The following is a 25,227-nucleotide window of genomic DNA, read 5'->3' on the forward strand; positions in this document are numbered from 1 at the left end:
GCACAGTGTTCGGACGGCCCGCTTCCCGCGCGACGAGGGGAGCCTGACATGACCGCCATCGACGCCGTTCGCCGGGGCGGCCGCAAGCTGGCCGACAGGATCGCCGCCGCCGAACCCAACGCCGACCTCGTCTGGGGACTGGTGCTGGGCACGGTGGTCCGGGTGCTGGGCCAGGCCAACTTCCTGAGCCTGTTCTACGGCTACGGCGCGCAGGGCGGTAACCCGCTCATGAAGATCTCGCCGGGCACCTACATCATCATGATCGTCTTCTGCCGGGCCTGGAACCGCAAGAGCCCGCCCGGCATGGAGACCTTCAAGCTGGCCGCCTCGATGGTCATGACCATCGTGGTGGGCGGCGTGGCCTGGGCGATGGTGACCGGCCAGGCGGTGGCGGTCGGCTATCTGGTCGACTCCTACGCGGTCGCGGCGGCCGGCCTGTTCATCCTGGGCAAGGTAGGCGCGGAGGGGCGGACCAAGGTGTACGCAGCCCTGATCTGGGCCCTGCTGTTCAACGCCCTGCTGCTGTTCCCCGAATTCATCCTCAAGCGGCGCTTCGTCCCGGCGCCGCTGGAAGGCGCCCGCGGCATCTTCCGTCCGGCCGCCCTGCTCAATCACCCGCTGATGAGCGGCCTGATGTACGCCACCGCCGCGCCGCTGGTCATGCGCTGGCGCAAGCCGTTCCTGGTCAAGGCCGGGGTGTCGCTGTTGTTCGTGCTGTGCGTGTTCTTCTCCGGCGCGCGGGTCTCGACGGTGCTGGCGGGCGCGGCCTTCGTGCCGGCCGCGCTGATCGCCCTGGGCAAGGAAAAGCCCAAGAGCCAGATCGGCCAGACCTGGCTGGTCAGCCAGTCGCTGCTGATCGCGGCCCTGATCCCGATCGTGGTGATCGTGGCCATCGCCAGCGGGGCGCTGGATCGCATCGGCGGCGGGCTCTACGACAAGAGCGCGGCCACCCGGGTCTGGCAGTTCGGCATGATCCAGTATCTGAGCCCGCACCAGCTGATCTTCGGGATCGGCAACACGACGGCCGCCGACTGGTCGGTGCGCCTGTTCCAGACCCCCAGCGTCGAGAGCGCCTTCGTGCTGGGCGTGTTCATGTACGGCATGCCGTTCACGATCTTCTACCTCGGCATGGTGGTGGTGATCGTGGCGTGGTTCGCCCTGCGGGGCGACACCCTGGTCAAATTGTCGGCGGTGATCTTCCTGACGGCGGCGATGTCGAACAACACGCTCGGCGCCAAGAATCCCGCGGTGTTCTATTTCCTGATGTTCGCGGGATCGACCATGACCCATGCGGTGCGGCGCCTGCCCAGGCTGCGGATGCCGTGGTTGGTGACCGAACAGCCGCCGGACCTGATGACGGCCCAGCACAGCCGCGACCTCGGTTCCCGGACCTTGCCCGGCGGGGATCCTCCCCGCTCGTCGATCTAATCCAGCACAGGCTCCATTGTGGCGAAGACCGACGCGAACTACCTCTTCGTGATCAACTCCCTGGCGGGCGGCGGCGCGGAGCGGGTGATGACCACCCTGCTGGCGCGGTCGAAGGACCGCGCGCCGGACGGGCGTCTGCACCTGGCCCTGCTGGACAACGAGCCGGCGGCCTACACCCCGCCCGATTTCGTGACCGTCCACCAGCTGGACGCGCGGGGCGGCCAGCTGGCCAGCATCCGCCAGCTGCTGAAGCTGGTCCGGACCCTGAAGCCCAGGCTGATGCTCAGCTTCCTGACCCGGGCCAACGTCGCCGCCGTGGCCGTGGGCCGGCTGACGGGCGTGCGCTGCGTGATCAGCGAACGGGTCGACACCGCCTCGCACTTCAGCACCACGCGCCTGAAGGCGGTGAAGATGCTGACCGTGCGCACGGCCTACCGCCTGGCCGAGCGCATCATCGCCGTCTCGGCCGGCGTCGCCGACAGCCTGGTCGAGAACTTCGGCATCGCCCGCGACAAGATCGTGGTGATCGAGAACCCCGTCGACGTCGAGGCCATCCGGGCCAAGGGCGCCGAAGCGCCGTCGATCCCGCTGGAGCCGCCGTTCGTGGTGGGGGTGGGCCGCCTGGTGCCCAACAAGAACTTCCGCCTGCTGATCGACGCCTTCGCCGCCTCGGGCGCGCCCGGCAAGCTGGTGATCCTGGGCGAGGGGCCCGAGCGGCCGGCGCTGGTCCAGCGGATCGCCGAGCTGGGCCTGACCGACCGGATCGCCTTGCCGGGCTTCGCGGCCAATCCGTTCGCCGTGGTCTCGCGGGCCGAGATCTTCGTGCTGCCGTCCAACGCCGAGGGCTTCCCCAACGGCCTGCTGGAGGGCATGTCTCTGGGCGTGCCGGTGATCTCGACCAACTGCGCCTCGGGACCGTCGGAGGTGCTGGCCGACGAGCCGCGCCGCCCGCTCGAGGACAAGGTCGCCGCGACCTACGGCGTGCTGACGCCGGTCGACCGGGTCGACGCCATGGCCTCGGCCCTGCAACTGCTGCAGGACCCCGAGCTGCGGCGGCGCTACGGCGCCCTGGCCGAACAGCGCGCCCGGATGTACTCGCCGGAGATGGCCACCAGCCGCTACTGGGCCGTGCTCGAGCCGGACGCTCCGACGGCCTGACGTCCGGCGTCAGGCCCCTTCGCGTCAGGCCCCTTCGCCTCAGGCCTGGGCCGGGGCGCGCTTCAGCAGCTTGCGGGTGAGCTTGTCCACCGGGCCGCGAATCAGCTTGGGGCGCAGCAGGACGGCGGCGACCGCCCAGACGGTCAGGCCGGCGGTCGCGGCCGCGGCGAACACCGCCAGGGCCGGCAGATGGGTCGGCAGGGCCATCCAGGTCAGGTGGCCGACGCCGCCGCCGATCACGCCCAGCGCCACGGCCTTGGCCAGCTCGACCATGTTCAGGCGGGCGTTGATGAACCGGCGCGACAGCAGGTAGCTGGACATCAGGCCGCAGAACGATCCCAGCAGGAACGATAGGGCCGCGCCCAGGGCGCCCAGGCGCGGGATCAGCAGCAGCGAGGCGGCGACGGTGACCAGGCCCGCCGGGGCGTAGGTCGAGAACTGCAGCCAGTTCTTCCGCGTGGCGTGGAAGATGTTGTCGAAGACATAGGCCTTCAGGCTGATGCACACCGCGCCGGCGGTGATGATCGGCAGCAGGTGGATGGCCGCGTCGCGATAGGCCGGCGGCAGGACGGCGTTGGCGATCGCGTGCGACAGGCCGGCGCTGAAGCCCAGCACGGTGAACTGCAGCACCGTCATCAGTTCGAAGGCGTTGCGGACGAACTGCGCCGCGCCGTCGACGCCGGCCTGGTCGTGGCGGCGCATCAGCTCGGGGAAGCCGCCCTGGTTCATGGCGTTGCCGATGATGTCGCTGGGCGTGCGGGCGATCGAATAGGAGGCGGCGTAGATGCCGACGCTGGCCGCGCCGCCCAGCAGCTTCAGGAACACCCGGTCGGAGCTGGCCACCATGTAGGACACGAAGGTCAGGGCCACGATCGGCAGACCGTATTCGATCCGGCTGCGATAGCTGGCGCCGACCGCGCCGCCGGCCGGCAGGGTCAGGGCGCCGCGGGTCAGGACGATGGCGGCGAAGGCCCCCGTCACGGCCGCGTTGGCCAGGGCCACCGAGGCGAAGTCCGGATGCAGGCCGCTGGCGATCCAGCCCGAGCACAGCAAGCCGGCCGCCCGGGCGGTCTCCAGGGCGCTCTGCTCAAGCTTGCGGCCCTGGAGCTGCAGGGTGGCCAGGCCCAGGCGCAGGGCCGAGTTCGAGACGACATAGGCGGCGACGGCGACGGCGAAGGTCAGGGCGCGGCCGGGCGCGATCCAGTAGGCGACGCCCAGGCCGACCAGGCAGGCCAGGCTCATGAAGGCCACGCTCAGCCGGGCCGACTTGACCAGGCCGTCGCGCCACACCGCGGGGGTCGAGATGTCGCTGCGCAGCAGGGAGAAGCGGATCCAGTTGGACGATCCCATGTCCAGCATCTCGCCGACCAGGGTCACCAGGGCGTAGAGGCCGAACTCGGCCGGTCCCAGCCGCCGGGTCAGCAGCAGGACCAGGATGAACGCCGCGGCCCGGGGCGCCATGATGGCGGGGGCGTAGAGGACGGTGGACTTGATGATCATCGAAACCTGGGGCGCTCGAGAGGCGAAGGATCAGCGCTGGGCGCCGCGGGGCAGGATGTAGGGGTCGAGGAAGGCGAAAGCCGGGCTGGACACGGTGTTGGTCCGGATATGGCTGACATCGTAGTAGAGCGGCGTTCCGTCGGTGACGAGCGGGCAGTCGGCGCCGCACAGGTGGTCCAGCGGATCCACCAGGACCGCGCCGTCCGGGCCGCCCAGGCTGTCGACCAGCTGGTTCGGATAGGCGGCGGTCTGGCGCATCTGGTCGGTCGGCACGCCGAAGTCGTCCAGCGTCCGGGTCCGGTAGAGGCGGGCGAACAGGCGCTTGGGGTCGGCTTCGGAGGCCTGGGGGAAGGTCTTGGTGACCATCACCTCGGCGCCCTTGGCCCGCAGGTCGCGGATCACCAGGCCAAGGCGGCCGAAGGCGGCGGTGGCGTCCTGCAGATAGACCGTCTCGTCGCCGCTGGCCCGGCAGGTCAGGCCGCGCTCGAAGCACACCCGGCCGCGGGAGGGCTCGCCCTCGGCCTTGTTGAAGCTGCCCAGCCACGAGGCGACGATGGCCACGCGCGGATAGTTCCCCGTCTTGGCCATGGCCAGGGCCTCGTCGGTGGAGGCGCCGCAGTTCTTGATCGAGCCGCGCAGCTGGACGCCGGGCAGGGGCGCGCAGCCGGGGCGGGTGACGAACACCACGGCCGGGTCGGCGGGGCCGCGCGGCAGGGTGCGGTAGCGGGGCGCGATCTCCTCGCTGTAGGAGTCGCCGATCACGAAGGTCTCGACCGGTCCGCCGCCGCCCTGGCGGCAGATGCGCAGCCCCGTGCGGGTCACGTGATAGGTCGCGCAGGACTTGGGGAAGCTCCAGTCGCCGGCGGCCACCTTGATGCGGTCGGCGGCGGCCACCACCGTGGGCTCGCTGCGCGGGAACTTCAGGGCTTCCAGGCCATGGGTGGCGAAGACGCCGGCGGTCAGCACCAGCAGGGCGGCGATCGCGCCGTTGAGGATCACGCCGGGCCGGGCCGAGGGGCTGCGCCGGTCGAACAGGCGGCGGGTCAGCTTCTGCTCGATCAGGACGTAGGAGAGCCAGCCAAGGGCGATCGACAGGACGACGCCCGCGACGATCGCCAGGGCGGTGTTCTCGACGGCGAAATAGGTGAAGGCGGCGATCACCGGCCAGTGCCAGAGATAGATCGAATAGGACCAGCGCCCCAGCGGCTGCACGCCCGGCAGGCGGGTCCAGCCGGCCGAGCCGTGGCCGGCGGCGATGACCAGGGCCGCGCCCGCCACGGGGATCACGGTCGCCAGGTTGGGCCAGGCCGTGCCGCCGTTGAAGGCCAGCACCGAGGCCAGGATCAGGGCCAGGCCGACGACGAGGGCGGCGGCCTTGGCGCGGCGGCCCAGGCGGTCGCACGGCGCCAGGGCGACCAGGCCGCCGGCGATCAGCTCCCAGGCGCGGGCGGGCAGCAGGAAGAAGCTGGTGCGCAGCAGGGCGTCGTAGCGGGTCAGGGGCACGACCGCGCACAGCAGCAGCGACAACAGGCCGATGGCGACCAGCACCGCGATCTTGCGCCCCCGCAGCGGCGCCCAGGCGGCGATGATCACGAACAGCAGCGGATAGAGCAGGTAGAACTGCCATTCGACCGAGAGCGACCAGGTGTGCAGCAGCCAGTTGGCCTCGGACGCCCCGCCGAAATAGCCGCCCTGGGTGGCGTAGTCGAAGTTCGACAGGAAGGTGATCGAGCTGGCCACGCTGCGGGCCACGCCGCGCAGGCTCAGCGGGTCCAGCCAGATCGAGGTCCCGATCAGGATGGCGAAGCAGACGGTCCAGAGGGCCGGCACGATCCGATAGAACCGGTCGGCGTAGAACGTCCAGACGCTGAAATTGCCCTGGGCCTGCCGCTTGGTGACGATCTGCGTCATCAGGAAGCCGGAGATGACGAAGAAGACGTCCACCCCCACGAAGCCGCCCCAGGCGTAGGGCAGGTGGAAATGGTACAGCACCACCGAGGTCACGGCGATGGCCCGAAGGGCGTTGATGTCGTGCCGGAAGGCCAGCTTGTCGTGCGGGGACGGCGCGGCCGCGCCTGAGCTGGTCATGTGTGGGTACGCTCGAATAGCCGGAGGCGACTTGCGAGCCCAGATAGAGGCTCGCACCAAACCGGGTCAAGTGAAGCTAAAACAACGGCCAAAGAGATTTGCTGGACGTGTGAACGTGATCATCAATGCATCAGCTGTCGCCAAACCGTGCGACGCTGTTTATCGCCAGACTTGGACCGAACGGCGGCGGCGCGCGGCGTTCGCGACGACCATCGGGTTCGGTCCGTACGGTAGAGTTTCGACGGGTAAGAGGATCGGATGATCAAGAAGGTGTTCGCCAAGCTCTACGATCGGGTGCTGTCCGTCGTGCTCAAGGGCGACGTCTATGCGCGGCGCTGCGGGGTGAAGGTCGGGCAGGGATGCCGGATCCTCAGCCACAATTTCGGGACCGAGCCGTTCCTGATCGAGATCGGCGACCGGGTCACGATCTCGGGCTACGTGAATTTCGTGAACCACGACGGTTCGGGCTGGCTGATGCGCGACGAGCGCGGCCGCCGCTTCACCTATCGCCGGATCCGGATCGGCGACGACGTGTTCGTCGGGGCGGGCACGATCATCCTGCCGGGCGTGTCGATCGGCAATCGGGTGGTGGTCGGGGCCGGCAGCGTGGTCACCCGGTCGATCCCCGACGGCTGCGTGGTCGCCGGCAACCCCGCCCGGCTGATCACCACCTACGACGCCTTCGAGGCGCGGGTGCTGAAGGACTGGCCGGCCGACGCCGACCTGCCCAAGGACATCGACTACGAGGCCCGCGTGCGGGCGGTGATGGACGAGAGCTTCAAGCCGCCGATCGCCGTGGCGCCCGAGACGCCTCAGGCCGCCCGCGGCCGGACGACGGCCAGGTAGCGGTCGACCACCTTCTCCGGCGAGAACTCCAGGCCGCGGTCGACCAGCAGCTGGCTCGGCAGCGGATTGTCCAGCGTGTCGGCCATGGCCTTGGCCAGGGCCGAGACGTCGTCGACCGGCGGCAGCAGGCCGTAGCGGCCGTTGTCGAGGATCTCGGCCGGGCCGTGCGGGCAATCGGTGCTGACCGTCGGCGTGCCGCAGGCCAGGGCCTCGACCAGCACGTTGCCGAAACCCTCGAACCGCGAGCTGAGCACGAACAGGTCGGCGCGGCGCAGGTACTTGGCGGGGTTGGCCTGGAAGCCGAGGAACTTCACGCGGTCGTCCAGGCCCAGGGCCTGGACCTGCGCCTTCAGCGGCGCCTCCAGGGCCCCCACGCCGCAGATCGCCAGCCGGGCCGGACGCCGGGCGGCCAGTTCCGCGAAGGCGGCGATCAGGGTGTCGAAACCCTTCTGGGCATGTAGCCGGCCGATCGCCAGGACCACCGGCTCGTCGGTGTTGAAGAACGGGTCATCGACCGGCTCGGCGGCCTGAGCCTCCAGGTTCTCGGGCGCGGCGGGATTGTAGAGCACGTTGATGCGCTCGCGCGGGAAGCCGGCGACCTTGGCCATGTCGTCGGCGATGCCCTTGGACACCGCCAGCACGCCGTCGGCCATTGGCAGCACGAAGCGGTAGAGCAGGGGCACCAGCCCCAGCTTGGCCTGGCCGGTCTGGCTGGACTGGGAGCTGAGGTTGTTGTGCTGGGTGACGAACACCCGGGTCGGCTTGCCCGCCAGCCGATTGGCCAACACCGCGACGGTGTTGTGGTAGCCCAGGCTGGAGATCATCAGGTCGGGCTTGGTCTCCCGCAGGTATTTGACCATCGGCAGCAGGCTGTTGACCGTGCGCGGCGCCTTCAGATCGACGACCCGCACCCCTTCGGGGATTTGGGCCATGTACTCGCCCTTGGTCTGGCACAGCACCAGGTCCACGCGGTAGCCGCGCCGCAGCAGCTCGCGGGCGATCACCAGGCGCATCTTCTCGGCGCCGCCCGAGGCCATGCTGTTGATGTGCAGGGCGATCAGCGGTCCCGGCTGGGCCGCGACCTCGGATTGGGACGCCATCAGGTTCTGCCGCACACTTGGTTGTAGAAGCTGGCGGTCCGTCGGGTGACCTCCTCCCAGCGGTACTTCTGGAGCTTGTCGCTCCAGTCGATCCGCCGTTCGGCCTGGCCGCCCATCACCGCGTCCAGCGCCTTGGCCAGGCTGTCGGTGTCGCCCAGCGGGTAGTAGCAGGCGGCCGGCAGCTCGATCTCGAGATTGGGCGGGATGTCGCTGGCCAGGATCGGCAGGCTCGCGGACATCGCCTCCAGCATGGCGATCGGATTGCCCTCGTGGCTGGAGGGCAGGACGAACAGGTCGGCGCCGGCGAAGGCGGCGGCCAGGTCGTCGCCGGTCTGGTGGCCCAGGCACTGGATGCGCGAGCCCGGCGCGGCGGCCTGCAGGATCTCGGCCTCGTAGGGCGAGGCGGTGACGGCCGAGCCGACCAGCACCAGCGACCAGTCCGGATGCTTGTCGCGCACCTTCTCGAACGCGCGCACCAGGTCGATCTGTCGCTTCTCGGGCACCAGGCGGGCGACGTTGAGGATGTATTTCTGGCCGGGGTCGACGCCGTTGGGCCAGGTCTTGCGCGGGGCGGGCGTCGGCGGCACGCCGTTGGGCACGTGCTCGACGCGCTGGCGCGGATAGTCGGTCCGCAGGCGGTTGGCCGCCAGGCCCGAGACGCTGATGATGCCGTTGGAGAAGCGGCCCGCCATCTGTTCGCCCAGGCGGATCATGGTCTTGGCGAACTTGCTCCACTTCTCGCGATTGTAGTCGTCGCCATGGTGGGTGACGACCACGCGCATGCCCATCAGGCGGCCGAGCGGGGTGACCAGGGCTGGGCCGATCGCGTGGACGTGCAGCACGTCCGGGCGCCACCAGGCCGCGGCGAACACCCCGATCGTCGAGTGGATCAGCGCCTCCAGGTGCTTGTCCTTGGGCGCGGGCAGCGACCAGCGCTTGACGTTGGCCGGGTCGACCGGGTCGTCGGGCGTGACGTAGGGCGCGCGTTCCAGGACCAGCACCTCGGCGTCGCCTTCAGCCAGGCGATGGGCGAGGTGCTTGATATGGGTCTCGACGCCGCCGTGTCCGCCGTGAAGGCTCCGGAGCCCGAGCATCGCGATGCGCAAGCGCCGCTTGGATTGTGTCATTGCGGCTCAAGTCTTTCGAGCCCGACGACCAGCGCCGAGCATCAAGTCCAAGGGTGATCACGAGGTAGTCAACCGGCCCCTTCACTGTCAACGCCAAGAGGACAGCGCCCCACGGCCTGAAGTGAAATTGCCAGTTTTGCCGCTTTTAGAAGCATTCGCGCCGGATGGCCATGAGGTTGTTCATGGCCGGCGCCGCGACGGGGGAGCGGTCTTGTGGAACGTACTATCGCCCGCCTCGATGACGCTTTTTTGGGGCGAGATCACGCGCGAAAAAAGGCGCGTCCGAGCCGGACGCGCCTTGATAGCTCCGTAGGGATCAATCCGGGATCAGAAGATCTCGAACAGACCGGCGGCGCCCCACCGAAATCGGCTTGCCGATTTCGGCGTCCTCAAGTGATGGGCGCCGTCGTCCGGCCTGTTCGGGATCAGAAGATCTCGAACAGGCCGGCGGCGCCCATGCCGCCACCGATGCACATGGTCACCACGCCCAGCTTGGCCTTGCGGCGCTTGCCTTCCAGCAGCAGGTGGCCGGCGCAGCGGGCGCCGGTCATGCCGAACGGGTGGCCGATGGCGATCGAGCCGCCGTTGACGTTGTACTTCTCCGGGTCGATGCCCAGGCGGTCGCGGCTGTAGAGGCACTGGCTGGCGAAGGCCTCGTTCAGCTCCCACAGGTCGATGTCGTCGACCTTCAGGCCGTGGCGTTCCAGCAGGCGCGGCACGGCGAAGACCGGGCCGATGCCCATCTCGTCGGGCTCGCAGCCGGCGATGGCGAAGCCTTTGAACAGGCCCAGCGGCTCGAGGTTGCGGCGGGCGGCCTCCTTGGCGTCCATGATCACCACGGCGGCGGCGCCGTCCGACAGCTGGCTGGCGTTGCCGGCGGTGATGAAGTTGCCCGGACCCTTGACCGGCTCCAGCTTGGCCAGGCCTTCCAGGGTGGTCTCGGGACGATTGCACTCGTCCTTGGTGACCACGTAGTCGACCAGGCTCTCTTCCTTGGTCTCCTTGTTGACCACCTTCATCTTGGTGGCCATCGGGACGATCTCGTTGTCGAACAGGCCGGCGGCCTGGGCGGCGGCGATGCGCTGCTGGCTGCGCAGCGAATATTCGTCCTGGTATTCGCGGCTGATGTTGTAGCGCTTGGCCACGATGTCGGCGGTGTCGATCATCGCCATCCACAGGGCCGGCTTTTCCTTCATCAGCTTGTCTTCGGTGATGTGGAAGCGGTTCATGTGTCCGCCGCCCTGGACCAGCGAGATCGACTCCACCCCGCCGCCGATGGCGACCGGGGCGCCGTCGTTGCGCACGTAGTTGGCGGCGGTGGCGATGGCCTGCAGGCCCGAGGAGCAGAAGCGGTTGACGGTCTGGCCCGAGGTGGTGACCGGCAGGCCGGCCCAGATGGCCGCGTTTCGGGCGACGTTCATGCCGGTGGCGCCTTCGGGACCGCCGCAGCCCAGGACCACGTCCTCCACTTCCGGGCCTTCCAGGCCGGCGCGCGACACGGCGTGCTGGATGGCGTGGCCGGCCATGGCCGCGCCGTGGGTGTTGTTGAACCCGCCGCGGTTGGACTTGGCCAGGCCCGTCCGGGCGTAAGAGACGATGACCGCTTCGCGCATTGGGCGCACTCCCCTTTAAACGTTAGTTTGAATTGGCGGCCACCCTAGACCGGGATTTCCGCCGGCGAAAGGTCACGCGAACGTAAAGCGGGCGACGCGCCGATAGCGGTAACGCTTGGCAGGAAAAGGCTCCGAGCTTGACTGTAGCGTGATCCCGCTCGCCAAGAACTCATTGGACATTGTTGCCCGTAATCCACGCGCACGGGGAAAGATCATTGCGCCTCGGCAATGGTCTGGTTTGGCGTTGACTTTCAATGATTCGAGCAAGAACGCTTAGGTTGTGGCCGAAAATTATAATTTTAAATGGCCGCTGAAAACCGAAAGCGGGAGGAATTCATGCGTTCTGTAAAGCACCGGCGGCAGGCATGGCTGGCCGCGTCCGCGCTGGCGGCGGCGTCGATCGCCGCGCCCGTGGCCGCCCTGGCCCAGCAGTCCAACACCAACAACACCGTCGAGGAGCTGGTCGTCACCGCCACCAAGCGCGACGCGACGATCCTGGACGTGCCCTTCTCGATCAACGCCCAGACCGAGGCCGACATCCAGAAGAGCGGCGCGGTGACGCTGGAGGACCTGTCGCGCAACGTGGCCGGCCTGACGATCCAGAACCTGGGGCCGGGCCAGAGCCAGGTGGCCGTGCGCGGCGTCTCGGCCGGCCAGGTGGTCCGCGACCAGCCGGGGGTGAAGGAGCAGGTCGGGGTCTATCTCGACGAGTCGGTGATCTCGCTGTCGCTGTTCACGCCCGACGTCGACCTGTTCGACCTGAACCGGGTGGAGACCCTGCGCGGGCCGCAGGGCACGCTGTTCGGCTCGGGCTCGGTGGGCGGCACCATCCGCTACATCACCAACCAGCCCAAGCTGGGCGCCTATGCCGGCACGGTGGAGGCCAATTTCAACGTGCTGCAGGGCGGCGACGTCGGCGGCTACCTGAAGGGCGTGGTCAACCTGCCCCTGTCGGACAAGGCCGCCCTGCGGGTGGTCGGCTACGACACCGAATACGCCGGCTTCGTCGACGCCCTGGGAGAGGGCGGGACGAAGAAGAAGAACGTCAACGACGGTTCCCGTCGCGGCGGCCGGGTCTCGCTGCTGCTGCAGCCGACCGAGACCATCAGCATCACCCCGCGCCTGGTCTATCAGGAGATCAAGGCCGGCGGCTTCAACCGCCAGGAGGCGTTCAACCTGTTCGCCAATCCGTTCACCACCACCCGCCCGGCCATCACGATGGGCGAGCGCGAGCAGTACCTGCTGCTGGACGAGAGCTTCGGCGACAAGACCTTCCTGGGCGACCTGACCGCCACCTTCGGCTTCGACACCGTCGAGCTGACCTCGGTCACCAGCTACATCGACCGCAAGATCGACGTGAACCGCGACGCCAGCGCCCTGACCGGCAGCGTCTCGGTGGACCTGGGCTTCCCTGACGCGGCGGTCACCCTGCCGTCCAAGCTGGTCGACACCACCGACCTGGAGCAGTTCACCCAGGAGGTGCGGCTCAGCTCGCACAGCGACAGCCCGCTGCAGTGGCTGGTCGGGGCGTTCTATTCGAAGGTCGACCGGGTCTATAACCAGCGCCTGCCGACGCCGGGCTACGACGCCTATACCGACGCCACCCTGGGCGCGGGCACCTCGGCCGCCGTGGCCAACGGCTTCCCGGCCAACTCGCCCTACAACGCCTCGCTGCCCTACGACATCAAGCAGAAGGCGGTGTTCGGCGAGGCCAGCTACGAATACGGCAAGCTGACCGTGACGGCCGGCGGCCGCTACTACGACTTCAACGAGGAGCGCCGCTTCACCTCGGGCGGCCTGTTCGCCAACGGCGACGACCAGACCGACAAGACCTCGTCCGATGGTTTCACCCCGCGCCTACTGCTCAGCTACAAGGCCGACGCCGACCTGACCTTCAACGCCCAGGCGTCCAAGGGCTTCCGGCTGGGCGGGGTCAATGACCCGCTGAACCTGCCGCTCTGCTCGCCGCAGGACGAGGCCATCTTCGGCGGTTACCAGAGCTATGACGACGAGACCCTGTGGAACTACGAGGGCGGGATGAAGTCGCGGATGGGCCGCGTCAGCTTCAACGGCGCGGTGTTCTACACCGACATCAAGAACCTGCAGACGACCCTGGACGCCGGCTCGTGCTCGTCGCGCGTGGTGTTCAACGTGCCCAAGGCCCACACCATGGGGGTCGAGGGCGAGCTGACGGCCCGCCTGGCCAACGGCTTCGACCTGGGTGTCTCGGGCAGCCTGGTGGAGGCCGAGTTCGACTCCACGGTCACGGACGGCACGGGCGCGGTGATCGGCGGCATCCGCGACGGCAACCGCCTGCCGTCGGTGCCGAAGTTCCAGATCTCGATCAACGCCACCTATACCCGCAGCCTGACCGAGACCATGGACGGCTACGTCACCGCCTCGTTCCAGCACGTGGGCAGCCGCTACACCCAGCCCAGCGACCAGGAGGACAACCCGCGCGACTTCGTCTCGGGCCTGCCGTTCGGCGGGGCCTCGGGCGACGACGCCACGACCCTGAACCTGAAGCTGCCCAGCTACGACATCATCAACCTCAGCGCCGGCGTGCAGATGGACAACGGCCTGGACGTCATCGTCTACGTCAACAACGTCAACGACGAGAACGCCCTGCTGTCGTTCGACCGCGAACGCGGCGGGCGGGCGCGGCTGGGCTACACGATCGGCCAGCCGCGCACGGCGGGCCTGACGATCCGCAAGTCGTTCTAGGTGGGGCCGGGGACATGCCCTTGGGCGTGTCCCCATCAGCATCCACGGGGCCAGGACTTGGGGACACGCCGCAAGGGCGCGTCCCCGGTTGGGGGGCGCGTCCCCGGTCCTATTTCGGCTGCGGTTCGGCCAGCAGGTCGGCGTGGCGGTGGATCATCTTCCAGTCGCCGTCCTCGCGGCGGAAGATCTCGGTCACCCGCAGGTGCATCTCCACCGGCTGGTCCTTGCCCGCGAACAGCACGCTGGCGTGCTGCAGGCCGGTCCAATAGGCCAGCTCGCCGCTGGCCTGGCTGTGCAGGATCTCCAGGGTCGTCTCGCCGCCGGGCGCCATGCTGCGCGCGCCGCGGGCATTGACGGCGGTCACGTGGCCGGCCCCCTGCTCGCGCCCCCCGCCCGGCGGGAAGAAGCTGGCCGGATTGGCCTGGGCGGCGATCTCGCCCAGCGGCCCGGCGTCGCCGTTCACATAGGCCTGGGCCACGGCCCGGCGCCGGTCGAGGAAGGCGGTGAAGTTGTCCTGGTCGCTCATCGGATCCTCCTGGTCGTCACGCCCAGAACGCGCGACGGCGGCGGATGTAGCCCGCGCGGCGGTCCTATCGTGGCAGCACCGTCAGACCGTCGGGCAGCTCGTTGACGTCGCCCGGGCGCGGCGGGACGTGGGCGGCCAGGATCGCGCCGGTGCGGGCGATGGCGGCCACGAAGCCGTCGGCCACGGCTCCGCGCTTGAGGCCGGCGACCAGGTCGGCCACCACCGCGTCCCACACCGCCGCCGGCGCGGCGGCGTGGATGCCGGCGTCGGCGATCACCTCGACGCGGTGCTCGGCCAGGGCCGCGAAGATCAGCACCCCGGTCCGCTCGCGGGTCAGGTGCAGGTCCTTGGCCAGGAAATAGTCCATGGCCGCGTGGCGGACCCGCGCCGTCTTGACCGGTCCGGGGATCAGGCCCCGGCGCACGGCGGGGATCGAGACCAGGGCGGCCGTGACCGCGAAGATCGCCGCCTGCAGGCCGACATAGGTCAGCAGGGCCGAGAGGATGGCCACGTCGTGGGCGGCCTCGTGGCCGACGCTCCAGCCGCCGAACAGCCGGCTCAGCATCTCGGGGCGGAAGCCCGCCAGCAGGGCCAGGGCCGGCAGCAGCAGGGCCGCGCTGGCCGCCCAGATCAGCGGCACGGCGCGGTCGTCGCCGACCTCGGGGGCCAGCACGCAATAGATCTCGCCGGCGGTGGTCTTCTCGGCCTCGGCCACGGCCTTGGCGATGCGTTCCTGGTCGGTCTGCGAAAGCGTGTGCATCACCAGCTCCCCGAAGATCCGCCGCCGCCGAACGAGCCGCCGCCGCCGGAGAAGCCTCCGCCGCCACCGCCGCCGCCGGAGAAACCGCCGCCGCCGCCCCGGCCGCCGCTCAGCATGCCGTTCAGGATGATCCAGGGCAGGGCCGAGCCCAGCCCGCCGCGCCGGCCGCGCCGGCTGAACATGTTGCTCAGGATCACGATGACGATGAACAGCACGATCAGGACCAGGATCGGCGAGGGGCCGGTGTTGCGCTCGGCCTGTTGCGAGACCTTGAACGCCTGCTCGGCCTTGGCCCTGGCTTCCTCGTCGGGCAGGCCCAGCTGCTGGATGATCGCGTCGGTCCCGGCCGTGACCCCGCCCTCCAGGTCGCCGGCCTTGAACTTGGGCAGGATGGCCGTCTGGATGATAACGCTGGACAGGGCGTCGGTCAGGATCGGCTCCAGGCCGTAGCCGACCTCGATCCGCACCTTGCGCTCGGCCGGGGCGACGATCAGCAGGGCGCCGGTGTTGGTCCCCTTCTCGCCGATGCCCCAGGCGCGGCCCAGCTGGTAGCCGTAGTCCTCGATCTCGTAGCCCTGCAGGCTGGGCACGGTGGCCACCACCAGCTGGCGGCCGCTGGTCTTCTCCAGGTTCTCCAGCTTGGTCGTCAGCTCGGCCTCGACCTGCGGCGACAGGATGTTCGCGCCGTCGACGACGCGCCCGGTCAGGGGCGGGAAGCTCGGGGCGGCGGCCAGGGCGGACGTGGGAAGAGCGGGGAGGGCGAAGAGGAAGAGCGTCAGGAAGAAGGCGAGCACATAGCTCCTCACCCGCGCGGCGGGGGAGGTGGCGCGATGCGGATACGCATCGTGACGGAGGGCGCGTCGAGCGGGCGCGTCGCGGCGGCGGCGGGACGCCCCCTCCGACCGCTGCGCGGCCACCTCCCCCGTTTCACGGGGGAGGAGAGATGCGCCCGGCGCGATCACCTAGTTCCCCGGGCCGGGCTGGGTGCTGGCCGCCGGGGCCGGCGGGGCGCTGAAGTCGATGCTGGGCGCCGACTGGGCGTTGGCCGTGGCCTGGAACAGCTGGGCCGGCTTCTGGCTGCCGTAAAGGGTCTTGGCCCAGATGATGCTGGGGAAGGTCCGCAGCGTGGTGTTGTAGACCTGGGCGGTGTTGTTGTAGTCGCGCCGGGCGATCGAGATGCGGTTCTCGGTGCCCTCCAGCTGGCTCTGCAGGGCCAGGAAGTTCTGGTTGGACTTCAGCTCCGGATAGCTTTCCTGGATCATCATCAGCCGGCCCAGCACGCCCGACAGCTTGTCCTGGGCGGCGGCGTACTGCTCGAACTGGGCCGGGTCGGTGATGGTCGAGGCGTCGACCTTGACCTGGGTGGCGCTGGCGCGCGCCTGGGTGACCTCGACCAGCACGCCCTTCTCCTGGGCCGCGTAGCCCTTCACCGTCGCCACCAGGTTGGGGATCAGGTCGGAGCGGCGCTGATACTGGTTCTGCACCTCGGCCCAGGCGGTCTTGGTCGCCTCGTCCTGGGTGGGGATGGTGTTGATCCCGCAGCCCGCCAGCAGGATCGTGGCGGCTAGAACAGGCGCGAGACGGGTGAGGGTTCTGAGCATGCGCATGGAAGTCCCTTCGAACCGGGTTGGATCCAAGTATGGCGGCGTTCCAGGCACACTAACGACGCGCGTCCCGCCGATGCAAACGCGATAACGACCTGAGCTTGTATTTTCACGCAATGCGCGCGCTTGTCATCATGGAAACGTCACGCGCGTAGGGACGGTCCAAGGCGCGGCCCCACGGGTTTCCACGCCCTGGCTCCGGGGTCTCCCCGATTGCGGGCGGTCGCCGTCGCCCTTGATCCTGTGGGGGTCCACAGGAAGGGCGCGTCATGTCCGTGATTGTAAACGCCGACAATTTCGTCCGGGCCGAAACCGACAACTACATGCTCGGCTTCGTCAGGAACGGAGCGCTCGGGAAATTCTCCCACGTCAGGGAGCCGGCCGCGATCGACAAGCAGGATGTCGTCCGGCTCAATCGCGACACGCTGTACAGTCAGGGACTCTTCGACCTGGACGCCGGCGACGTGACGATCACCTTGCCCGACGCCGGCGCGCGGTACATGGCGCTGCAGTTCATCGACGAGGACCACTATACGCACGGCGTCGAGCACGCGCCGGCCCGCAGGGTCCTGACCAAGGCCGACATCGGCACGCGATATGTCGCCGCGCTGGTGCGGACGTTGGTCGATCCGACCGACGACGCCGACGTGAAGGCGGTTCATCGGCTGCAGGACGCGGTGACCGTCACCCAGGCCGGGGTCGGAGCCGCCGATTTTCCCGATTGGGACCAGGCCAGCCTGACCCAGGTTCGCGACGCCCTGAAGGTGCTGGGCTCGGGGCTCTCGAACTTCGAGCACGCGTTCGGTTCGCGGACGGAGGTGGATCCGTTTCGCCGCCTGGTCGGCGCCGCCGCGGGCTGGGGCGGCAATCCGGACTCCGAGGCGATGTACATCGGCGGTCAACCGGAGGCCAACGACGGCCGGACCGTCCATCGGCTGACGGTCAAGGACGTGCCGGTCGACGGCTTCTGGTCGATCAGCATCTATAATGCGGCCGGCTATTTCGAGCCCAACAGCCGCGACAGCTACACCATCAACAGCATCACCGCCGACAAGGACGCCGACGGCTCCATCACGGTGCGGTTCGGGGGATGCGAGGGCGGTGGCCCCAACTGCCTCTCGGTTCCCCCCGGCTGGAACTACCTCGTGCGCCTCTATCGGCCGCGCGCGGAAGTGCGGGAGGGACGATGGGTCTTTCCGAAGCCCGAGCCGGTGGCGGGATAAGACCTACACCCCCTCGGCCGCGAACGCCGCCTTGCGCGGGCCGATGTAGCCGAACAGCCAGGCGGCGACCTTGCGCATCTGGATCTCCTCGCTGCCCTCGGTGATCCGGTAGCGGCGGTGGTGGCGGTAGATGTGCTCGAACGGCTTGTGGCGCGAATAGCCCAGGCCCCCGTGCACCTGCATGGCCCGGTCGGCGGCCTCGCAGCACAGGCGGTTAGCCCAGTAGTTGCACATCGAGACCTTGTCGGAGAGCCGCTTCTCGACCTCCGGCTTGGTCATCTGGTCCATCTCCCAGGCGGTCTTGCGGATCAGCAGGCGCAGCATCTCGGCCTGGGTGGCCAGCTCGACCAGCGGGAACTGGATGGCCTGGTTCTCGGCCAGGGCCTTGCCGAACGGCTTGCGCGTGCGCGCGTACTTGACGCTCTCTTCTATGCAGAAGACTGCCGCCCCCAGGCTGGAGGCCGCCTGGCGGATGCGGTTCTCGTGCACGAAGTGCTGGGCCAGGGCCAGGCCGCCGCCCTCGGGACCGAACATCGCCTCGTCCGGGACCCAGACGTTGGTGAAGCTGACCCGCGGGTGGTCGGTGGGCATGTTGAAGGTCCAGAGGTACTCCTCGATCTTCACGCCCGGCGCGTGGGCCGGCACGAGGAAGCAGGTGATCCCCCGCGCGTCGCCGTCCTCGCCGCCGGTGCGGGCGAACAGGGCGCAGTGGGTGGCCACGTGCATGCCGGTGGTCCACATCTTCTCGCCGTCGATCCGCCATCCTGGTTGGCCGTGGCGCTCCTCGCGGACGGCGCGGGTCTCCATGAAGGTGGCGTCCGAGCCGTGGTTCGGCTCGGTCAGGCCGAAGGTCGGGCGGAAGGCGTGGCGGTCCAGCATGTCGGGGATCAGGTGCTGCTGGTCGGGCCGGCCGAAGTCGCGGATCATCAGCACGAACGGATTGTTGCCGACGATCGAGTGCTCGTTCTGCAGGTCGTTGAACAGACCCAGGCCCTTGGCCGCCAGGTGCTCGCGGATCACCGCCATCCAGAGGTTCGAGCCGTCCTGGCCGCCGTACGTCTTGGGCAGGGCGAAGCGGTAGTGGCCGGCGGCGTCGGCCAGGCCCCGGGCCTTGGCCAGCAGCTCTTCCCACTCGCGCCGGGGCAGGCCGCCGCCGTCCCAGTCGGTGCGGGCCCATTCGCGGCGGTGGTCGAAGAAGCGCTCGTTGTCGTGCTCGGCCTGCAGGGGCGCGATGGTGTCGGCGATGAACGCGTCCAGAGTCGCCAGATAGGCCGTCAGTTCCGCCGGCGGATTGAAGTCCATGACCGCGTCTCCTCGAAGCTTCTGTGAGCCTTGAAAAGCAGCATGCGCCCCCCTTCGGGCGGACGACAACCGTGACGTGGGGGAACGCGCTTGGCGGGAGCCCGGGCCCCTGGTTAGGGTCGGCGCGTGTCGGTAGGGGAGGCGTCCATGATCACGACGAGCAGCCGGCGGGCCGTGCTGGCGGGACTGGGCGGGCTGGGCACGACCAGCCTGGCCGGCTGCGTGACCCAGGGCGGAACCGCGAGCGGCCTGATCGCCCCGTCCCGCCCCGCCTTCGTCGTGCCGCCGCTGGCCCCGCTGCGGATGAGCGTCGACCGCATCACCAAGATCACCGTCTGCCTGCGCCCGTTCCGAGCCGCCGGACCCCGCCTCGACGTCGAGCAGGTCGCCGGAAAGCGGGTGGTGCACAACTACGGCCACGGCGGCAGCGGCTGGTCGCTGTCGTGGGGCTCCAGCACCATCGCCGCCGGCAAGGCCCTGGAGGGCGGGACCAAGGAGGTCGCGGTGATCGGCTGCGGCGCCCTGGGCCTGACCTCGGCCCTGCTGCTGCAGCGGGCCGGCGCCAAGGTGACGATCTACGCCAAGGAGCGCACGCCCCAGACCCGCTCGTTCCGCGCCACCGGCACCTGGTCGCCGGACTCGCGCGTCGCCGACGCCGACAAGGCAGCCCCAGGCTTCCCGGCCCTGTGGGAGGAGATGGCCCGCACGTCCTACGCCGCCTACCAGACCCTTCTGGGCCTGCCGGGCGAGCCGGTGTCGTGGAGCGACCGCTACACGCTGCTCGGCGGCGGGGCCGGCGGTCCGCGCGGACCCCGCCCCGCCGGGTCGGTCCATTTCGCCGAGTACGGCGAGCGGCTGCACGACATCGTGCCCGGCTTCCAGGACCTGCCGGCCGGGTCGCACCCGTTCCCGGTCGAGCGGGTCCGGCACGGGACCTCGATGCAGTTCAACGTCAGCGACCTGGCCCACATGCTGACCAACGACTTCCTGGCCGAGGGCGGCCGGATCGTGGCCATGACCTTCGACACCCCCGCCGACCTGGCGCGGCTGAGCGAGCCGGTGGTGGTCAACTGCACCGGCTACGGCGCGCGGGCGCTATGGAAGGACGAGACCATCACCCCGGTGCGCGGCCAGATCGCCTGGCTGGCCGCCCAGCCCGAGGTCCACTACGGGGTCTACTACAAGCACGTCTCGGTGCTGCCGCGGCCGGACGGGATCGTGGTGCAGTATGTCGGCGACAGCGACATGTGGGGCTACGGGATTGAGGTCGAGCGACCCGACCGGGCCGAGGCGGAGAACGCCGTGACGACCATCGCGAGCCTCTACGAAAGGGCGTGAGCGCCGCGCCGTTTTCTCCCGGACCGCGCCGTTTCCTCAGCGCGGCCGGGCCGTTTCCGGAAAAGGCGCCCCGTTTCATTAAAAAATGCTCATGCGAAATAATTTTCGCTTGCGCAATTTCTGAACACTGATATCTAAGCAGTGCTTAGTTCTGATCCGAAGCATCGGTGGGGATACCGATGCCGACATCCCCGGGTTGGAGCGACCAGTACAGCTTATCGCCGATCATTCGATCTCCACTCCCCTGTACTCGCTGGAGGGCTCTCTCATGAAGCTCCAATCCCTGGCGGCTGCCGCCGCCCTGACGACCTGCCTGTTCGCCGGCTCGGCCTTCGCCGACGGCCGCATCGCCGTCGCCCTGCAAAACCCGGTCGCCGCCAAGACCAAGGTCGTCGCCGGCGGCGCGGTCTTCGTCTGCGACGGCGCCGAGTGCGTCTCGACCGCCGCCCCTTCGCGGGCCCTGACCGCCGTGGCGTGCAAGGCGCTCGCCAAGGAAGTCGGCCCCGTGGCCGCCTTCGGCGGCGACACCAAGTCGCTGGACGCCGACGACCTGACCCGCTGCAACGCCTCGGCCAAGGCCGGCGTGCAGACGGCTTCGAAGTAAGTCGTCTCTCTATCTACCCGGACGCTTTTGGGGCCCCGCCCTGTCCGGCTGTTTCCTCGAGCATTCGCCTATGGGGCGGCGGACCGGTTCCGCCGCCCTTTTTCTTTGTCCGGGTTGGGACTATGGGACCCTCATGAGCACCTCGACCGCCGCCCTGCTGGAAGACGCCCTGCGCGAGATCGCCGGGCCCGACGCCGAGCCGACCTCGATGACCGTCGACTACGGCGCGTCCGTCGCGGACGGACCCTTGGCCGGCAAGGCCTGGGTCGAGCGCTCGACCCGCAGCCTGGTCTTCGCCCAGGCCGAGCTCCGTACCGACGACGGAAACCTGGTCGCCGCCGCCTCGGCGGTGTTCCGCAGGGTCACCCAAGCGTAGCCGGACCTGTTTTACGAAAAGCCGTCGCTCCTTACGCATTGGCCTTGGTTGCGACTGCGAAGGCTGCGTGTTATCAGGCGCGCGGCTTCGGACAGGGCAGCGCGTCAGCGCCGGCCGTCCATGCGCTTTTTCCAAGCGCGCTCAAGCCTTTAAGCCGGGATGAGGGTTAATCTTCTTGTCCGCGGCGATTGCAACGCACCGGGCGGAACAAGTGGCGGACGAAACCAAGGCGACGGATGCGGGTCAGCGCTATGCGCAGTCCCTGTTCGAACTGACGATCGAGAGCAACCAGCTGACCAAGGTCGAGGCCGACCTGAAGTCTCTGCGGGCGATGGCGGCCGAGAGCGCCGACCTGCGCCGGCTGATCGAGAGCCCCGCCTTCTCGGCCGAGGACAAAGCCAAGGGCCTGGTGGCCGTGGCGACCAAGGCCAAGTTCCAGCTGCTGACCGCCAAGTTCCTGGGCCTGGTGGCCAGCAACGGCCGCGCCGGCGACCTGCTGGGCGCCATCAGCGCCTTCGTCGAGCTGTCGGCCCAGCACCGCGGCGTCGTGACCGCCGAAGTGGTCACCGCCAAGGCCCTGACCGCCGCCCAGCTGAAGGGCGTGTCGGCCGCCGTCGCCACGGCCGTCGGCAAGACCCCCGAAATCTCGACCCGCGTCGATCCGTCCATCCTGGGCGGCATCAAGGTGCGTGTCGGCTCCCGCCTGTTCGACGCCTCGCTCCGTTCGAAGCTCGATTCCCTGAAATTCGCCCTCAAGCGCGCTTAAGCGTATAAGCGCGCCCAAAAAATAGATCGCAGAGAGCCCAAGACAGCCATGGACATCCGCGCCGCCGAGATTTCGGCCATCCTCAAGTCGCAGATCGCCAATTTCGGCGAAGAAGCCGCCGTCTCCGACGTCGGCCAGGTGCTGTCCGTCGGTGACGGCATCGCCCGCATCTACGGTCTGGACAACGTCCAGGCCGGCGAAATGGTCGAGTTCCCGAAGGCCGGCGTGAAGGGCATGGCCCTGAACCTCGAGCGCGACAACGTCGGCGCCGTGATCTTCGGCCAGGACCAGGCCATCAAGGAAGGCGACGAAGTCCGCCGTCTGGGCGAGATCGTCGACGTGCCGGTCGGCCGCGGCCTGCTGGGCCGCGTCGTCAACCCGCTGGGCGAGCCGATCGACGGCAAGGGGCCGATCCAGTTCACCGAGCGTCGCCGCGTCGACGTCAAGGCCCCGGGCATCATCCCGCGCAAGTCGGTGCACGAGCCCGTGCAGACCGGCCTGAAGTCGATCGACACCCTGATCCCGGTCGGCCGCGGCCAGCGCGAGCTGATCATCGGCGACCGTCAGACCGGCAAGACCGCCGTCGCCATCGACACCATCCTGAACCAGAAGGCCGCCAACGCCGGCAAGGACGAGAGCGCCAAGCTCTACTGCGTCTACGTCGCCATCGGCCAGAAGCGCTCGACCGTCGCCCAGATCGTCAAGACCCTGGAAGAGCACGGCGCCCTGGAATACACGATCGTCGTCGTCGCCTCGGCCTCGGAGCCGGCCCCGCTGCAATACCTGGCCCCGTTCTCGGGCTGCGCCATGGGCGAGTGGTTCCGCGACAACGGCCTGCACGGCCTGATCATCTATGACGATCTCAGCAAGCAAGCCGTCGCCTACCGCCAGATGTCGCTGCTGCTGCGCCGCCCGCCGGGCCGCGAAGCCTATCCGGGCGACGTGTTCTACCTGCACTCGCGCCTGCTGGAACGCGCCGCGAAGCTGAACGAAGACAACGGCTCGGGCTCGCTGACGGCGCTGCCGATCATCGAAACCCAGGCCAACGACGTGTCGGCCTACATCCCGACCAACGTGATCTCGATCACCGACGGCCAGATCTTCCTGGAAACCGACCTGTTCTACCAGGGCATCCGCCCGGCCGTGAACGTCGGCATCTCGGTGTCGCGCGTCGGCTCGTCGGCCCAGATCAAGGCCATGAAGCAGGTCGCCGGTCCGATCAAGGGCGAACTGGCCCAGTATCGCGAGATGGCCGCCTTCGCCAAGTTCGGCTCGGACCTGGACGCCTCGACCCAGAAGATGCTGGCCCGCGGCGAACGCCTGACCGAGCTGCTGAAGCAGCCGCAGTACGCCCCGCAGTCGGTCGAAGAGCAGGTCTGCGTGATCTACGCCGGCACGCGCGGCTATCTGGACAAGATCCCGACCTCGTCGGTTCGCCGCTTCGAGACCGAGTTCCTGGCCCGCCTGCACAGCGCCCACAAGGACCTGCTGGACGGCATCCGCACCAAGAAGGCCCTCGACAAGGACCTGGAGAACACGCTGAAGAGCGTGCTCGACAGCTTCTCGGCGACCTTTGCCTAGCTGATCGATGGCTGATCACCCCAAATCCTTGGACGCATGGTCCGGCGAGTTCGGCGACCGCTACACGCAACGTAGCGGCGCCACCGTCGAGGCCGTCCGCGGCCGCACCCGGGTTTGGGGCGAGGTGCTTTCGCGCATGACCGGCGACATGCCTAAGAGCGTCCTGGAAGTGGGGCCGAACGTCGGCCTCAACCTCCTGGGCATCCAGGCCCTGTCGGACATGGAGCAATGGGCCATCGAGCCCAACGCTTCGGCCCGCAAGCAGCTGATCGAGAACGGCGTCCTGCCGGCCGAGCGGCTGTTCGAGGGTTTCGGTCACAGCATCCCGCTGGCCGACGGCGCGGTGGACATGGCCTTCACGGCCGGCGTCCTGATCCACGTCGATCCCAGCCAGCTGGAGGCGACGATGCGCGAAGTGCACCGCGTGGCTTCCAAGTACGTCTTCTGCTCCGAGTATTTTTCGCCGAAGGCCGAAACGATTACCTACCGTGGCGAACAAGATCTTCTGTTCAAGAACGATTTTGGCTCGCTCTACATGGATATGTTCCCAGATCTGCAGTTGGTCGATTACGGGTTCTTCTGGAGAAGAACGACCGTGATGGACGACAGCACCTGGTGGTTGTTTAGGAAGGTCTGATAGGCGGATGGCAAGCCTAAAGGAAATGCGCAATCGGATCTCGAGCGTCAAGGCGACGCAGAAGATCACGAAAGCGATGCAGATGGTGGCGGCGGCCAAGCTGCGCCGGAGCCAGGACGCGGCGGAAGCCGCCCGTCCGTACGCTCGGCGCCTGTCGAACGTCATCGCCAACCTGGCCGCCGGCGTGTCCGGCGACGGGGCTCCGGCCCTGCTGGCCGGCACCGGCCGTGACGACCGTCACCTGGTGATCGTCGCCGCCGCCGACCGCGGCCTGGCCGGCGGCTTCACCTCGTCGATCGTCCGCGCCGCGCGCGAGCGGATCGACACGCTGATCCGCGACGGCAAGGACGTGAAGATCGTCTGCGTCGGCAAGAAGGTCACCGCCCAGCTGAAGCGCCCCTATGGCGACAAGGTGGTCGAGAACTTCGACCTGTCGGCCTATCGCCAGTTCACCCTGTCAGTCGCCCAGCCGATCGCCGACGTCGTCATCCGCGCCTACGAAAGCGGCGAGGTCGACGTGGTCACCCTGTTCTACAGCCGCTTCAAGTCGGTGGTGCAGCAGGTCCCGACCGCCCTGCAGCTGGTCCCGGCCGTGGTCGAGGGCGCGGAAGCGACTTCGGGTCCGGCCGCCGTCTACGAGTACGAGCCCTCGGAAGAGGCCATCCTCGAGACCCTGCTGCCGCGCAACCTGACGGTCCAGATCCTGTCGGCCCTGCTCGACAACATGGCCGGCTTCTACGCCAGCCAGATGACGGCGATGGACAACGCCACGCGCAACGCGGGCGATATGATCAAGCGCTACACCCTCGAATACAACCGTTCCCGCCAGGCTCAGATCACCAAGGAGCTGATCGAGATCATCTCCGGCGCCGAAGCCGTCTGATCCTGAACCCAACCATAAAACGCCGCACGAGCCCGTACGAAAG

22 protein-coding genes are annotated in these 25,227 nt (G+C 68.7%); 12 read left to right on the plus strand and 10 right to left on the minus strand.

Annotated elements, in window-relative coordinates:
• The first annotated feature begins 48 nt into the window (after positions 1–48).
• Positions 49–1,428, plus strand: coding sequence for a hypothetical protein (locus WAE60_RS12810; protein ID WP_029910820.1), 1,380 nt, complete (start codon positions 49–51; stop codon positions 1,426–1,428).
• 18 nt (positions 1,429–1,446) lie between these two features.
• Entirely contained in the window at positions 1,447–2,586 is a 1,140-nt protein-coding gene (locus tag WAE60_RS12815) for a glycosyltransferase (protein ID WP_337686858.1), read from the plus strand.
• A 39-nt stretch (positions 2,587–2,625) separates the two neighbouring features.
• On the opposite strand, the gene WAE60_RS12820 is transcribed toward WAE60_RS12815, so the two are convergent.
• Positions 2,626–4,086, minus strand: coding sequence for a lipopolysaccharide biosynthesis protein (locus WAE60_RS12820; protein ID WP_337686860.1), 1,461 nt, complete (start codon positions 4,084–4,086; stop codon positions 2,626–2,628).
• A 30-nt stretch (positions 4,087–4,116) separates the two neighbouring features.
• Positions 4,117–6,174, minus strand: coding sequence for an acyltransferase family protein (locus WAE60_RS12825; protein ID WP_337686862.1), 2,058 nt, complete (start codon positions 6,172–6,174; stop codon positions 4,117–4,119).
• Positions 6,175–6,432: 258 nt separating this feature from the next.
• On the opposite strand from WAE60_RS12825, the gene WAE60_RS12830 reads away from it, so the two are divergent.
• Positions 6,433–7,020, plus strand: coding sequence for an acyltransferase (locus tag WAE60_RS12830; protein ID WP_337686864.1), 588 nt, complete (start codon positions 6,433–6,435; stop codon positions 7,018–7,020).
• Here WAE60_RS12830 and WAE60_RS12835 read toward each other — a convergent pair.
• From WAE60_RS12835 to WAE60_RS12845, 3 genes are all read right to left on the minus strand, one after another.
• The gene (locus tag WAE60_RS12835) at positions 6,987–8,120 is read right to left on the minus strand and encodes a glycosyltransferase (RefSeq protein ID WP_337686865.1); all 1,134 of its coding nucleotides are present in this window, start codon (positions 8,118–8,120) and stop codon (positions 6,987–6,989) included. The two genes, WAE60_RS12830 and WAE60_RS12835, sit on opposite strands and share 34 nt — an antisense overlap.
• Complete coding sequence (locus WAE60_RS12840; protein WP_337686867.1) at positions 8,120–9,214, minus strand: glycosyltransferase family 4 protein; 1,095 nt, start codon at positions 9,212–9,214, stop codon at positions 8,120–8,122. The genes WAE60_RS12835 and WAE60_RS12840 overlap by 1 nt, the downstream gene beginning before the upstream one ends.
• A 458-nt stretch (positions 9,215–9,672) precedes the next feature.
• The gene (locus tag WAE60_RS12845; RefSeq protein ID WP_029910840.1) at positions 9,673–10,860 is read right to left on the minus strand and encodes an acetyl-CoA C-acyltransferase; all 1,188 of its coding nucleotides are present in this window, start codon (positions 10,858–10,860) and stop codon (positions 9,673–9,675) included.
• Between the two features lie 336 nt (positions 10,861–11,196).
• Between WAE60_RS12845 and WAE60_RS12850 the strand changes: the two genes are divergently transcribed.
• Positions 11,197–13,584: a TonB-dependent receptor gene (locus WAE60_RS12850; RefSeq protein WP_337686869.1), complete on the plus strand. Its 2,388-nt coding sequence runs from the start codon at positions 11,197–11,199 to the stop codon at positions 13,582–13,584.
• Positions 13,585–13,693: 109 nt separating this feature from the next.
• Here WAE60_RS12850 and WAE60_RS12855 read toward each other — a convergent pair whose 3' ends face one another.
• The 4 genes from WAE60_RS12855 to WAE60_RS12870 all read right to left on the minus strand — a co-directional run bounded on the left by WAE60_RS12855 (position 13,694) and on the right by WAE60_RS12870 (position 16,477).
• A complete protein-coding gene (locus WAE60_RS12855) occupies positions 13,694–14,110 on the minus strand; it encodes a DUF4440 domain-containing protein (protein WP_337686870.1) in 417 nt (138 codons plus the stop codon).
• A gap of 64 nt (positions 14,111–14,174) precedes the next feature.
• Positions 14,175–14,870 (minus strand): TPM domain-containing protein, encoded by a 696-nt coding sequence (locus WAE60_RS12860; protein WP_029910848.1) that lies wholly within the window; start codon positions 14,868–14,870, stop codon positions 14,175–14,177.
• Positions 14,870–15,664 carry a TPM domain-containing protein gene (locus WAE60_RS12865; RefSeq protein WP_337686873.1) on the minus strand — a complete coding sequence of 265 codons (795 nt, stop codon included), beginning with the start codon at positions 15,662–15,664 and terminating at the stop codon, positions 14,870–14,872. The genes WAE60_RS12860 and WAE60_RS12865 overlap by 1 nt, the downstream gene beginning before the upstream one ends.
• A gap of 168 nt (positions 15,665–15,832) precedes the next feature.
• Entirely contained in the window at positions 15,833–16,477 is a 645-nt protein-coding gene (locus WAE60_RS12870) for a LemA family protein (RefSeq protein WP_337686874.1), read from the minus strand.
• Between the two features lie 266 nt (positions 16,478–16,743).
• Between WAE60_RS12870 and WAE60_RS12875 the strand changes: the two genes are divergently transcribed.
• A complete protein-coding gene (locus WAE60_RS12875) occupies positions 16,744–17,697 on the plus strand; it encodes a DUF1254 domain-containing protein (protein ID WP_337686876.1) in 954 nt (317 codons plus the stop codon).
• A gap of 3 nt (positions 17,698–17,700) precedes the next feature.
• Here WAE60_RS12875 and WAE60_RS12880 read toward each other — a convergent pair whose 3' ends face one another.
• Positions 17,701–18,999 (minus strand): acyl-CoA dehydrogenase family protein, encoded by a 1,299-nt coding sequence (locus WAE60_RS12880; protein WP_337686877.1) that lies wholly within the window; start codon positions 18,997–18,999, stop codon positions 17,701–17,703.
• Positions 19,000–19,146: 147 nt separating this feature from the next.
• Between WAE60_RS12880 and WAE60_RS12885 the strand changes: the two genes are divergently transcribed.
• The 7 genes from WAE60_RS12885 to WAE60_RS12915 all read left to right on the plus strand — a co-directional run bounded on the left by WAE60_RS12885 (position 19,147) and on the right by WAE60_RS12915 (position 25,184).
• Entirely contained in the window at positions 19,147–20,337 is a 1,191-nt protein-coding gene (locus WAE60_RS12885) for an FAD-dependent oxidoreductase (protein ID WP_337686878.1), read from the plus strand.
• A 268-nt stretch (positions 20,338–20,605) separates the two neighbouring features.
• Positions 20,606–20,941, plus strand: coding sequence for a hypothetical protein (locus tag WAE60_RS12890; protein WP_029910866.1), 336 nt, complete (start codon positions 20,606–20,608; stop codon positions 20,939–20,941).
• A 133-nt stretch (positions 20,942–21,074) separates the two neighbouring features.
• On the plus strand, positions 21,075–21,317 hold the full coding sequence (locus WAE60_RS12895; protein ID WP_029910869.1) for a PaaI family thioesterase: 243 nt from the start codon (positions 21,075–21,077) through the stop codon (positions 21,315–21,317).
• Positions 21,318–21,528: 211 nt separating this feature from the next.
• The gene (locus WAE60_RS12900; protein ID WP_337686879.1) at positions 21,529–22,083 is read left to right on the plus strand and encodes a F0F1 ATP synthase subunit delta; all 555 of its coding nucleotides are present in this window, start codon (positions 21,529–21,531) and stop codon (positions 22,081–22,083) included.
• Positions 22,084–22,131: 48 nt separating this feature from the next.
• Positions 22,132–23,664: a F0F1 ATP synthase subunit alpha gene (gene atpA, locus WAE60_RS12905; protein WP_029910875.1), complete on the plus strand. Its 1,533-nt coding sequence runs from the start codon at positions 22,132–22,134 to the stop codon at positions 23,662–23,664.
• 28 nt (positions 23,665–23,692) lie between these two features.
• Positions 23,693–24,301 (plus strand): pseudaminic acid biosynthesis-associated methylase, encoded by a 609-nt coding sequence (locus WAE60_RS12910; RefSeq protein ID WP_231499433.1) that lies wholly within the window; start codon positions 23,693–23,695, stop codon positions 24,299–24,301.
• Between the two features lie 7 nt (positions 24,302–24,308).
• Positions 24,309–25,184 (plus strand): F0F1 ATP synthase subunit gamma, encoded by an 876-nt coding sequence (locus WAE60_RS12915; RefSeq protein ID WP_337686882.1) that lies wholly within the window; start codon positions 24,309–24,311, stop codon positions 25,182–25,184.
• The last annotated feature ends 43 nt before the right edge of the window (positions 25,185–25,227 follow it).

It is taken from the genome of Caulobacter sp. CCG-8, from assembly GCF_037402475.1.
GTDB lineage: Bacteria > Pseudomonadota > Alphaproteobacteria > Caulobacterales > Caulobacteraceae > Caulobacter.